This window comes from Streptomyces sp. H51, from assembly GCF_035656535.1.
In the GTDB taxonomy this organism is placed as follows: domain Bacteria; phylum Actinomycetota; class Actinomycetes; order Streptomycetales; family Streptomycetaceae; genus Streptomyces.
Genome location: NZ_JAYMHD010000089.1, coordinates 24,728 through 36,179, shown reverse-complemented (window position 1 = coordinate 36,179; position 11,452 = coordinate 24,728). Strand labels below are relative to the sequence as shown.

Genomic DNA, 11,452 nt, shown 5'->3' with positions numbered 1-11,452 from the left:
CCAGGGGGGCGTCATGTCACAGCCACGGCCGGTCCTCAGGAGACTGCTCACCGTCTCGTCCGCCTGGGTCCTCGGCGGCACCGCCGTCCTGGTCTTGGCACCGGCCGCGGCCGCCGAACCGGCCACCCCGGTCACCTATCCCCCGGCCTCCACCGCGACCCGCTACTCCGGCCTCGCCTTCGACGCCTGCACCGCCCCGCCGCTGACCACGCTGCAGGCCTGGAGCACCTCCCCGTACCGGGCCCTCGGCGTCTACGTCTCGGGCGTCAACCGCACCTGCGCGCAGCCGGAGCTGACCTCGTCCTGGGTGGCCTCCGCGGCCCGGCTGAAGTGGCGGCTGCTGCCCGTCCACAAGGGCCTGCAGCCGCCCTGCGGGGCCCGCCCCACCGACGACAAGATCAGCACCACCCCGGCGACGGCCCGCGGCCAGGGCACCGCCGCTGCCAAGGAGGCCGTCACCGCGGCCAAGGCGCTCGGCATGCTGCCCGGCAGCGCGCTGTACAACGACATCGAGCACTACAGCCAGACCGACACCGCCTGCCGCACCGCCGTCCTGTCGTACCTCTCCTCCTGGACCAAGGAACTGCACCGCGTCGGATACGTCTCCGGCGTCTACATGAACCTCAACCTCGGCGCCAAGCAGCTCGCCGACGCGTACACCTCCACCGCGTACGCGCGGCCGGACGCCCTGTGGATCGCCCGCTACGACGGCGTCGACTCCCTCAAGGGCTGGTCCGGCGTCGCCGACGCCAAATGGGCCGTGCACCAGCGCGCCAAGCAGTTCCGCGGCGGCCACGACGAGACGTACGGCGGTGTCACCCTGAACATCGACACCGACCGCCTCGACGCGCCCGTCGCCACGGTCGCCCTGCCCTACCAGGTCACCGGCACCGCCCCGCTCAACGCCCGCACCGGCCCCGCGACCAGCTACCCGATCGCCGCGACGTACGCGCCGGGCTCCGCCCTGAAGGTGGTCTGCCAGGCACCCGGCGGCAAGGTCGGCACCACGTCCGTCTGGGACCGGCTGGCCAATGGCGCCTACGTCTCCGACCGCTACGTCAGCACCCCCTCCGGCACCGGCTACAGCGCGCCCCTGCCGCGCTGCGCCTACCCGTACCAGGTGACGGCCCCGGCCGGGCTGACCGAACGCAGCGGCCCCGGCACCGGCTACCCGGCCGTCGGCACCTCACCGGGCGGCGCCCTGGCCTGGGTCACCTGCCGGCGCACCGGCTCGACCGTCGGCACCACGAACATCTGGGACCGCCTGGACAACGGCCACTACGTCTCCGACCGCTACGTGGCGACCCCCAGCACCGCGACCTACGGCAAGCCCGCTCCCCGCTGCTGAGCGCCGGCTCAGACGGGCCGGCCCTCCCGCGGCTCGGACAGCCACTGGTGCAGCTCCTCCTTCAACGACCGCTGGAACGTCGTCAGGAGGGCCTGCACCACCAGCGGCTGCATGTGCGCGGAGAGCGTCTTCACGTCCTGCTGGTCCCGCTCGGAGACCTCGCCCCGGAACAGCCGCGACAGCTCGCGCGCGGCCGCCCGCGAGTGCTCCACCAGGACCGACCGGGCCGCGAGGATGGCGTCGTGGGACAGCGGCACGTCCAGCAGTTCCACGGCGAGCCGGAGCTGACCGCAGTCGACGCGGTAGCCGTCCCCGTCGGGCCGGACGACGTTCATGGCCGCCAGCCGCTCCAGGTCGTCCTCGTCCAGCGGCCGCCCCGCCCGGCGCCGCAACTCCTCGGGGGCCAGCGTCTCCACCGCGTCCGGCGCCCAGGAGGCCACCACGGCCCGGTGGATGGCCAGGTCCCGGTGGCTCAGGTCCGGCGGCAGCTGCCCCATGTAGCGCTCGATCGCGGCCAGCGTCATGCCCTGGCGCTGCAACTCCTCGATGAGCGCCAGCCGGGCCACGTGCCGCGGCCCGTAGCGGCCCACCCGCCGAGGACCGATCACCGGCGGCGGCAGCAGCCCCTTGGTGCTGTAGAACCGGACCGTGCGGACCGTGATCCCGGCCCGCGCGGCCAGTTCGTCGATCGTGAGCGTCGGCTCCTCGGCGTCGGTCGTCATGTGCAGCAGTATCGCTGTCACACCAGTACTGCGAAACCTCGCGGGCCGCGCCGGTACCGAGCCGGCCGGGCACCGCCGGTCTCCTGTCGCCGGTCACCGGCAGGGCCTGGGGTGGGCCCATGGCAGAGATCACCCGCGCCGGGGGCGAGCCCGCGTGAGCCGGGACATCGACGTGCTCGTCCTGGGCGGCGCGGGCGTGGACACCGTGATCCGCGTGCCGGCGCTGCCGCTCCCGTACGCCGACAGCTACCTGATCGACTCCGGCATCCACACCCGCGCCGGGCAGACCGGCGACTTCGTCGCCCTGGGCCTGGCCGCGCTCGGCCTGCGCACCCACCACCTCGACTCGCTGGGCGACGACCCCGAGGGCGACCTGGTCCGCGCCCTGCACGAGGAGCGGGGCGTCCCGCTGACCGCGGTGCCGCAGCCCGCCGGGACCAGACGCGCGGTCAACCTCGTCGGCCCCGACGGCCGGCGCCTGTCGCTGTACGACGGGACCCGCGGGCACGACGACGACCGGTTCCCGGAGCCGGAGCTGCGCGCCCTGGCCGGCGCGAGCCGCCACGCCCACGTCGCGATCACCCACCCGTGCGCGCACGCCCTGCCGCTGCTGCGCGAGTGCGGGGTGACCGTCTCCACCGACCTGCACGACTGGGACGGCGAGAACCCGTACCACGAGCCGTTCGCCCACCGGTCGGACCTGGTCTTCCTGTCCGCCGCCGCGCTCGGCGACCCGGAGCGGACCATGCGCCGCATCGCGGAGCGGGGCCGGGCCCGGATCGTCGTCGCCACGGCCGGCGCCGAAGGCGCCCACCTGCTCGCGGACGGGCAGCTGACCCGCGTACCGGCCGTCGCGCCGCCCGCCGCGGTGGTGGACTCCAACGGCGCCGGCGACGCCTTCGCCGCCGCGTTCCTCTTCGGCCACCTGCCCGGCGAGCCGCCGCGGCGCTGCGCCCTGTACGGCGCGGTGGCCGGCGCGCACGCCTGCACGGTGCCGGCCACCCGGACGGAGGCGATCAGCCGTGACGAACTCCTGACCAGGGCCGCCGGCCCGCACCCGGCGGACCCGGCCCCGCTGCGGGCCCCGCAGGGCCGGACGCCTGGATAGGCCACGCCGGGCCCGGTAGGCGCGCCGGGCCGGGCACGCCGGGCCCGGCGCCCCGGTGGGCCCCCGCCGGGCCCGGGCGGCCCGGCGGGGAACCGCGGCCGCGGCTCAGTGCACGTCGTTCGTGGCCGCGATCTTCTTCCACGACTTCGGCTGCGCCACGGCCGCCGACGGCCGGGCGAGGGACGCGTCCCGCGCCGCGGGCGCCGCCGGCTTCGACGGCTCGAACAGCCAGGTGTCGAAGAGCGCGGACAGCGACTTGCCGGAGACCCGCTCGGCGTAGGCCCGGAAGTCGGCGACCGAGGCGTTGCCGTAGGCGTGCTCCTGCGGCCAGCCCTTCAGGATCGCGAAGAACGCGTCGTCGCCGACCTCCTCCCTCAGCGCCTGCACGGCCAGCGCGCCCCGGTCGTACACGGCGGCGGAGAACTGGTTGTCGGGGCCGGGATCGCCGGGCGCGACCGTCCAGAACGGGTCGTCGGCCGGGTGCGAGGCGTACACGTAGTCGGCGAGCTCCCGCGTGGTGCCCTCGCCCTCGTGCTCGGACCACAGCCACTGCGCGTACCGCGCGAAGCCCTCGTTGAGCCAGATGTCCTTCCAGCCCTTGAGGGACACCGAGTCGCCGTACCACTGGTGCGCCAGCTCGTGCACGACCACGGAGGTGTTCGAGCCGTTCGCGAACTGCCGCGGGCTGTAGTAGACGCGGGTCTGCGTCTCCAGCGCGAACCTGGTGGTGGTGTTGGGCACGTACCCGCCGGCCGAGGCGAACGGATATGGCCCGAAATAGCCGCTGAGCCAGTCCACCAGCTCCCCGGTGCGCTCGACGCTCGCCCGCGCGGCGCCGTCGTTGTCGCCGAGGTCCTTGCTGTAGGCGTTGACGACGGGCACCCCGCCGTCCGAGGCGCTGGTCGTGATGTCGAACCGGCCCACGGCCAGCGTGGTGAGGTAGGTCGCCTGCGGCTTGTTCTCGCGCCAGTTCCACCGGGTCCAGCCCAGGCGTGAACTCGTCGACTGCAGGGTGCCGTTGGAGATGGCCTGGGTGCCGTCCGGCACGGCCACCGACACGTCGTAGGTCGCCTTGTCGAGCGGGTGGTCGTTGCTGGGGAACCACCACCAGGCCGCCTCCGGCTCGTCCGCCGCCACCGCTCCGTCCGGGGTGCGGTGCCAGGTGGAGAAGCCGTACGCGCTCTTCGTGGACGGCACTCCGCTGTAGCGGACGACCACGGTGACCGGCGTGCCCTTGGGCAGCGGCGTCTTCGGGGTGATCTCCAGCTCGTGCGGGCCGGAGGCGGCGAAGGCGGCCTTGGCGCCGTTGACCCGCACCTCGCTCACGTCGAGCAGGAAGTCCAGGTCGAACCGGGACAGGTCCTGGGTGGTGCGCGCCAGGATCGTCGCCGTGCCCTCCAGCTCGTCGGTCGTGGGCTGGTACCGCAGCCTCAGGTCGTAGTGGGAGACGTCGTATCCGCCGTTGCCGTAGGCCGGGTAGTAGGGGTCGCCGATGCCCGGAGCGCCGGGGGAGAAGCTCGCGGCCGATGCCGGGATCGCCAGCAACAACAAGGCCGCAGCGAGTGCGCCCGGCGCGATGATTCTGCGGTGCACGAAAGGCTCCAAGTCGTAGGAACACTGGGTCTGTTCGAGCCTATTGAGTCCCTGGGGACACGAACCTGTCCACGGCGCCCTCCGCCACACGATCGCCATCCGGCCGTCACGAACCGACCGGCCCACCGGCGTCACCTGCCCCTTCGTTCGTCCGATTGCCGTCTTTTTCGCTGGAGTTGACCGATGTAGCGTCCGCGCATGCGCTTCACGACCTGGAGACCGCTCGCGGCGGCGGCCGTCGCCGCCCTGATGGCCGCATTCCTCACCCCGGCCGCGGCCCACGCCACCCCTCGGGAGAGCCGCCCCGTCTACTCCTACGAGGACGCCGTCCGCGAGGCCGTCTGGGTGGACACCGGGCTCGACGGCGACGGCGACGGCAGGCACGACCGCGTCGCCGCCGACATCGTCCGGCCCCGCGAACCCGCCCGGCAGGGCCGCAAGGTGCCCGTCATCATGGACGCCAGCCCCTACTACTCCTGCTGCGGACGCGGCAACGAGAGCCAGAAGAAGACGTACGACGCCGACGGCGACATCCTGCGGATGCCGCTGTTCTACGACAACTACTTCGTCCCGCGCGGCTACGCCTTCGTCGGCGTCGACCTCGCCGGCACCAACCGCTCCGACGGCTGCGTGGACGTCGGCGGCCGCTCCGACGTCCGCTCCGCGAAGGCCGTCGTCGACTGGCTGGGCGGGCGCGCCAAGGCCTACACCACCCGCACCGGCACCACCCCGGCCCGCGCCGACTGGAGCAACGGCAGAACCGGCATGATCGGCAAGAGCTGGGACGGCACCATCGCCAACGGCGTCGCCGCGACCGGCGTCGAGGGCCTGAAGACGATCGTCCCGATCAGCGCCATCTCCTCCTGGTACGACTACTACTTCCAGCAGGGCGCCCCGCTGTACGACTCCGGCCCCGACTGGCTGTCCGACTACGTCGACAGCCCCGAAGCCCGCGCCAGGTGCGCCGCCGTCCAGCGGAAACTCGTCGACGGCGCCCCGCGCACCGGCGACTGGACGCCCCTGTGGACCGAGCGCGACTACGTGAAGGACGCCTCGAAGGTCAGGGCCAGCGTCTTCCTGGTCCACGGCATGCAGGACCTCAACGTCCGCACCAAGCACCTCGGCCAGTGGTGGGACGCCCTCGCCCGGCACGGCGTCCAGCGCAAGATCTGGCTCTCCCAGACCGGCCACGTCGACCCGTTCGACTTCCGCCGCGCGGCCTGGGTCGACACCCTGCACCGCTGGTTCGACCACGAACTGCTCGGCTACGACAACGGCGTCGACCGCGAGCCCATGGCCGACGTGGAACGCCACCCGGACCAGTGGACCACCTCGAAGACCTGGCCGCCGCGCGGCACCGCCGCCACGACCCTGCACCCGGCCCGCGGCAGCGAGCCCGGCGTCGGCACCCTCGGCCCGGCCACCGCTTCCGGCACCGAGACGTTCACCGACGACCCGGCGCGCGACGAGACCGACTGGGCCGCCGACATCGACCGGACCACCCCCGACAAGGCGGGCTTCGTCACCCGGCCGCTCAGCCGCGACCTGCGCCTGTCCGGCTCCTCCCGCGTCACCGTCACCGCCACCCCGACCACCCCGACGGCCCACCTCTCCGCCGTCCTGGTCGACCTCGGCCCCGACACCGTCCGCGACTACGCCGACGCCGGCGAGGGCATCACCACCCTCACCGACCGCACCTGCTGGGGCGCGAGCACCGCGGCCGACAGCGCCTGCTACAAGGAGACGCGGGCGAAGACGGCCGACGTCGCCCACACCGTGTTCAGCCGCGGCTGGGCCGACCTCGGCACCTACGCCTCCGGCCGCAAGGGCGTCCCGCTCACGCCGGGCAGGGCTTACACCATCACCGTCGACCTCGCCGCCACCGACCACGTCGTCCCGGCCGGCCACCGCCTCGCCCTGATCGTCGCGGGCACCGACAAGGACCTCGTCGACCCGCCCGCCGACACCCCGGCGCTCACCCTCGACCTGTCCGGCACCTCCGCCCGCGTTCCCCTGGTCGGCGGCGCGGCGGCGTTCGCCCGCGCCACCTCCGGCACCGCACCGCACGCGCCCGCGGCGACCCACGGACCGCGGGCGCGGCACACCCCGCAGCGGGTCCCGTAGCGCCCGCCGCTCAGGCGGCCGGGCACGCCAGCCCGGCCGCCTCCTCGGCGCAGCCCCAGGCCACCGTGACGCCCGCCCCGCCGTGCCCGTAGTTGTGCACCAGCACCCGCCCGTCCGGCAGTTGCCCGCGCTCCAGCCGGACCGCGTCCCGCGCGGGCCTGAGCCCCACCCGGTGCCCCAGCACCCGCGCCCCGGCGATCTCCGGCCGCAGCGCCGCGCACCGGCGCACGATCGCCTCGGCGACCGCCGGATCCGGCTCGGTCGACCACACGTCCTCCTCGGCCGTGCCGCCCAGCAGCAGCCGGCCCGGCTGCGGGAAGACGTACGCCATCTCCCCGTCGGCGCCGGTCGAGACCGTCCAGGTGCGGATCCCGGGGTTCTCCACCACGACCAACTGCCCGCGCACCGGCCGCACCGACGGATCCGGCACCAGGTCGCGGGCGCCCAGACCGGTGCAGTTGACCACCACCCCGGCGTCCGCCTCCGCGAGAGCGGACACCGTACGCTCCTCGACGGTTCCGCCCGCCCGCACCAACCGCTCCCGCAGCCAGGACAGATGGGCCGTCATGTCGATCAGCGGCAGCCGCGCCCACAGCCCGGAGCCGGCGTACTCCGCGGCCGTCGCCGCGCGCAGCCCCGGCAGCCGCGTGGCCGCCCACGCCGCGGTGGAGTCCAGGTCCGTCTCGCCCAGTACCCCTTCGACCATGCGTACGCCGGTCGTCTCCGGCCGGGCCGCCGACTCCTCGTACACCTCCAGCGACCGCAGGGCCCACGCGCGGGCCCGCTCCGGCGGCTCGATCCGGTACGGCCACCACAGGGCGCCCGCGACCGCCGAGGTGGTCCGCCCGGCCGGATCCCGCGTCCACACCCGCACCCGCACACCCCGCTCGGCGAGGACCACGGCCGTGGTCAGCCCGATGATCCCGGCGCCGACCACGACGACATCGCTGTTCGATCCGCTCTCCATGCGGGGACGGTAACGGAATGTGCCATGCCGTGCTCGGAGTGGATCCGCGGCGGGAATACTCACAGCATGTCTGCCGAGTACGCGACCTTCGGCCTGGCACCGGCGATGCGGGCCGGTGGCGTCCTCGCCGACGGCGCCTACCAGATCCACCGGGACTTCGTGGACTTCGTCGTCGACGGGCGCCCCCTGCTGTTCCGCCTGTCCGACCTCGACGCCGTCTCCCCGCTCGCCTCAGACGTCCCGCCCGCCATCTTCACCGAACAGGTCCGCGGCCTGCTGCTGGAGGCCGAGGCACCGCTGCCCGGCGGCCGGCACATCATCTACGGCTGCCCCGAGTGCGCGGACCTCGCGTGCGGTGCCGTCACCGCCGTGATCGACCGGGACGGGGACGACTACATCTGGCGGGACTTCGCCTGGCAGACCGCCCCGCAGGCCGACCTGGAGCTCAACGGCTACCACGGCACAGGGCCCTTCCGGTTCCGCGGCGAGGACTACCGGCAGGCGCTCGGCGCCCTCCTCGACGGCGACGCCCCCGGCACGCGCCGCCGCGTCCTGCTGATCGGCGCCCGCGTCGCCGTCCTCGCCAGGCTCGCCGCCGCGCTGCGCACCATCGGCATCGGCGCCGACATCGCCCACGACGCCGACGGGGTGCCCGCCGAGGAACTCCGCGGCTACGGCGCCGTCGTCTTCGGCCGCGCGGTCGGCGAGGAGCAGCGCGCCGCCGTGCGCCGCTGCTTCGAGCGGGCCGGCGTCGACGTGGCCTGCGTCGCCGCTCTCGCGCCGGTCGTCCCCGTCCTCGTCGCCCAGATCGAACAGGCCCTGGACCGCGGCCCCGTGGAGCGGCGCCGGCTGACCGGCCTGGCGGTCTCCGGCGGCGAGGCGCGCGTCGAGGTCACCTCGCCGTGCCGGGTGCGGCTGACCGCGTACCGCCTGGACCGCCTCAACCGCACCCGCACCGTCGACGTCTTCGACGGCGTCCTCGAAGCGGGCGGCCACCGCGTCCCCCTGGACACCGGGGCGGTGAAGGGGGAGGCCTTCGTGGTGGCGCGCACCGCGGGGAACGTGCTGGTGGCGCCGGTGACCCGCGGAGACGGGCGGGACGGCGGCGAGAACGGTGGGGACCGGGCGAGACATTAGGATCGAGGGCCTGATGACTGCCACCCTCGTCGCCAAGAACCTCGCCGCCGGGCACGGCGACCGCTCCCTGTTCGCCGGGCTCGACCTCGTCGTCGCGCCCGGTGACGTGATCGGGCTGGTCGGAGCCAACGGCGCGGGCAAGTCCACGCTGCTCAGGATGCTCGCCGGGCTGCTCACGCCCGAAGAGGGCGAACTGCGGCTGTCCCCGCCGACGGCGACCGTCGGCCACCTGCCGCAGGAGCCGGAGCGGCGGCCCGGCGAGACGGTCCGGGAGTTCCTCGGCCGCCGTACCGGCGTCGCCGAGGCGCAGCGCGCGATGGACGAGGCCACGCAGGCCCTCGTCGACGGCGCGCCCGGCGCCGACGACGCCTACGCCACCAGCCTGGAGCACTGGCTCGGCCTCGGCGGCGCCGACCTGGACGAGCGGGCCGAGGAGGTCGCCGCGTCCCTCGGCCTGACCGTGGACCTGGACCAGCCGATGACATCCCTGTCCGGCGGCCAGGCGGCCCGCGCCTCGCTCGCCTCCCTGCTGCTGTCCCGCTACGACGTCTTCCTGCTCGACGAGCCCACCAACGACCTCGACCTGGACGGGCTGGAACGCCTCGAACGCTTCGTGACCGGCCTGCGGGCCGGCACCGTGCTGGTCAGCCACGACCGCGAGTTCCTCGCCCGCACGGTCACCAAGGTCCTCGAACTCGACCTGGCGCAGCGGCAGATCACCCTCTACGGCGGCGGCTACGAGGCCTACCTGGAGGAGCGCGAGACCGCCCGCCGGCACGCCCGCGACGACTACGAGGAGTACGCCGACAAGCGGGCGGCGCTGCAGGACCGGGCGCAGACGCAGCGCTCCTGGATGGACAAGGGCGTGAGGAACGCGCGCCGCAAGGCCGGGAACGACAACGACAAGATCGGCCGCAAGTTCCGCAGCGAGGCCAGCGAGAAGCAGGCCGCGAAGGCCCGGCAGACCCAGCGCATGATCGAACGGCTGGAGGTCGTCGAGGAGCCGCGCAAGGAGTGGGAGCTGCGGATGGAGATCGCGTCGGCGCCGCGCTCCGGCGCGGTGGTCGCCGCCCTGCGGGACGCCGAGGTGCGGCGCGGCGGCTTCACCTTCGGGCCGGTGTCCCTGCAGATCGACTGGGCGGACCGGGTGGCGGTGACCGGCGCGAACGGCGCCGGCAAGTCGACGCTGCTCGGCGCCCTGCTGGGCCGGGTGCCGCTGGACGCCGGGCACGCCGCCCTGGGCTCCGGCGTCCTGGTCGGCGAGGTCGACCAGGCCCGCAGGCTGTTCCACGGTCCGCAGGCCCTGCTGGACGCGTTCTGCGCCGCCGTCCCCGACACCGAGCCGGTCGAGGTCCGCACCCTGCTGGCCAAGTTCGGCCTCAAGGCGGACCACGTGCTGCGCCCCGCGGCGGAGCTCTCCCCGGGCGAACGCACCCGGGCCGCGCTGGCCCTGCTCCAGGGCCGGGGCGTCAACCTGCTGGTGCTCGACGAGCCGACCAACCACCTCGACCTGCTGGCCATCGAGCAACTGGAGTCCGCCCTCGACGCCTACCAGGGCACCCTGCTGCTGGTCACCCACGACCGCCGGATGCTGGACGCGGTCCGGGTGACCCGCCGCCTGGAGGTGGCGGACGGCAAGGTGACCGAGTCCTCCTAGACGCCCGTCACGTCGACGTAGTCACCGGAGGCCTTGGCCGGTCCGGTGGTGCCGGTGCCGGCGAAGCTCCAGCGCCAGTAGCCGTCGGCGGTGGCCGTCACCGTGGTCTTCAGGGCGCCGCCGGTGCCGCTGGTCACCGTCTTCACGGTGGTGTACGTGGTGGTGCCGGCCTTGCGGAACTGGAGCTTCACCGACTGGCCCGCGTACCCGCTGTAGGTGCCGCCCTTGCCCCAGTCGGCGCGGGTCAGCGCGCCCTTGACGGTGAGGACGCCGCCCTTGGCCACCGGCTCGGGGGTGGCGTCGACGGTCAGCCGGCCGGCGCGCTTCATCACGAAGGTGCCCGCGCTGTCCTTGTCGACGTAGTCGAAGTCGTTGGCGTCCACGGACGTCCAGATGTGCCAGGTACCCGCGTCGGCGTTGATCAGCATCGCGTTCGGGTCGATGGTGATGTCGGCGGTGCAGGTGGAGGTGGTGCCGCTTCCGGAGACCGGGGCGCAGGTCAGCGGAGTGTCGGAACCGGGGCCCGCGAAGCCGTCGGGGTCGTCGAAGGAGCCGTGGTAGAGCCAGCCGTAGGCGTCCTTGATGCCGGAGTCGTCGGTGGCGCTGATGCTGAGGGTGACCGTCTTCTTCGCCGTCGCGCCCAGCACGACCGGTTGGCCGCCGTTGACGACGGCCAGGAGGACCTGGGTGTCTCCCGTACCGGAATCGGCCCGGGCGGCCGTCGTGGCGAGGGCGGACAGAACCATCGCGCCCGACAGGGCCGCGACGGCGGAACGTCTGAACATGTGTCCCCACA

9 protein-coding genes are annotated in these 11,452 nt (G+C 74.0%); 5 read left to right on the top strand and 4 right to left on the bottom strand.

Features of this window, described 5'->3' with window-relative positions:
• The first annotated feature begins 13 nt into the window (after positions 1 to 13).
• Positions 14 to 1,348: a glycoside hydrolase domain-containing protein gene (locus tag VKA29_RS36115; RefSeq protein ID WP_324790308.1), complete on the top strand. Its 1,335-nt coding sequence runs from the start codon at positions 14 to 16 to the stop codon at positions 1,346 to 1,348.
• 8 nt (positions 1,349 to 1,356) lie between these two features.
• Here VKA29_RS36115 and VKA29_RS36110 read toward each other — a convergent pair whose 3' ends face one another.
• Positions 1,357 to 2,070, bottom strand: a complete 714-nt coding sequence (locus VKA29_RS36110) for a MerR family transcriptional regulator (RefSeq protein WP_324790307.1) — start codon at positions 2,068 to 2,070, stop codon at positions 1,357 to 1,359.
• Positions 2,071 to 2,224: 154 nt separating this feature from the next.
• Here VKA29_RS36110 and VKA29_RS36105 point away from each other — a divergent pair, with 154 nt between their 5' ends.
• Positions 2,225 to 3,178, top strand: coding sequence for a PfkB family carbohydrate kinase (locus tag VKA29_RS36105; protein ID WP_324790306.1), 954 nt, complete (start codon positions 2,225 to 2,227; stop codon positions 3,176 to 3,178).
• Positions 3,179 to 3,283: 105 nt separating this feature from the next.
• On the opposite strand, the gene VKA29_RS36100 is transcribed toward VKA29_RS36105, so the two are convergent.
• A complete protein-coding gene (locus VKA29_RS36100; protein WP_324790305.1) occupies positions 3,284 to 4,771 on the bottom strand; it encodes a M1 family metallopeptidase in 1,488 nt (495 codons plus the stop codon).
• 198 nt (positions 4,772 to 4,969) lie between these two features.
• On the opposite strand from VKA29_RS36100, the gene VKA29_RS36095 reads away from it, so the two are divergent.
• A complete protein-coding gene (locus VKA29_RS36095) occupies positions 4,970 to 6,895 on the top strand; it encodes a Xaa-Pro dipeptidyl-peptidase (RefSeq protein WP_324790304.1) in 1,926 nt (641 codons plus the stop codon).
• Between the two features lie 10 nt (positions 6,896 to 6,905).
• Here the strand turns inward: VKA29_RS36095 and VKA29_RS36090 are convergent, their stop codons facing one another.
• A complete protein-coding gene (locus VKA29_RS36090) occupies positions 6,906 to 7,862 on the bottom strand; it encodes an FAD-dependent oxidoreductase (RefSeq protein WP_324790303.1) in 957 nt (318 codons plus the stop codon).
• A 66-nt stretch (positions 7,863 to 7,928) separates the two neighbouring features.
• Here VKA29_RS36090 and VKA29_RS36085 point away from each other — a divergent pair, with 66 nt between their 5' ends.
• Positions 7,929 to 8,999 carry an oxidoreductase gene (locus VKA29_RS36085; protein WP_324790302.1) on the top strand — a complete coding sequence of 357 codons (1,071 nt, stop codon included), beginning with the start codon at positions 7,929 to 7,931 and terminating at the stop codon, positions 8,997 to 8,999.
• Positions 9,000 to 9,012: 13 nt separating this feature from the next.
• Complete coding sequence (locus VKA29_RS36080) at positions 9,013 to 10,656, top strand: ABC-F family ATP-binding cassette domain-containing protein (protein WP_324790301.1); 1,644 nt, start codon at positions 9,013 to 9,015, stop codon at positions 10,654 to 10,656.
• On the opposite strand, the gene VKA29_RS36075 is transcribed toward VKA29_RS36080, so the two are convergent.
• Positions 10,653 to 11,441 carry a calcium-binding protein gene (locus VKA29_RS36075; RefSeq protein WP_324790300.1) on the bottom strand — a complete coding sequence of 263 codons (789 nt, stop codon included), beginning with the start codon at positions 11,439 to 11,441 and terminating at the stop codon, positions 10,653 to 10,655. The two genes, VKA29_RS36080 and VKA29_RS36075, sit on opposite strands and share 4 nt — an antisense overlap.
• Between the last annotated feature and the right edge of the window lie 11 nt (positions 11,442 to 11,452).

What these genes read in the sequence shown, in the direction of transcription:
- VKA29_RS36115 (WP_324790308.1), top strand. Translation starts at nt 14, where the DNA reads ATGTCACAGCCACGGCCGGTCCTCAGGAGACTGCTCACCGTCTCGTCC.
- VKA29_RS36110 (WP_324790307.1), bottom strand. Translation starts at nt 2,070, where the DNA reads ATGACGACCGACGCCGAGGAGCCGACGCTCACGATCGACGAACTGGCC.
- VKA29_RS36095 (WP_324790304.1), top strand. Translation starts at nt 4,970, where the DNA reads ATGCGCTTCACGACCTGGAGACCGCTCGCGGCGGCGGCCGTCGCCGCC.
- VKA29_RS36090 (WP_324790303.1), bottom strand. Translation starts at nt 7,862, where the DNA reads ATGGAGAGCGGATCGAACAGCGATGTCGTCGTGGTCGGCGCCGGGATC.
- VKA29_RS36085 (WP_324790302.1), top strand. Translation starts at nt 7,929, where the DNA reads ATGTCTGCCGAGTACGCGACCTTCGGCCTGGCACCGGCGATGCGGGCC.
- VKA29_RS36080 (WP_324790301.1), top strand. Translation starts at nt 9,013, where the DNA reads ATGACTGCCACCCTCGTCGCCAAGAACCTCGCCGCCGGGCACGGCGAC.
- VKA29_RS36075 (WP_324790300.1), bottom strand. Translation starts at nt 11,441, where the DNA reads ATGTTCAGACGTTCCGCCGTCGCGGCCCTGTCGGGCGCGATGGTTCTG.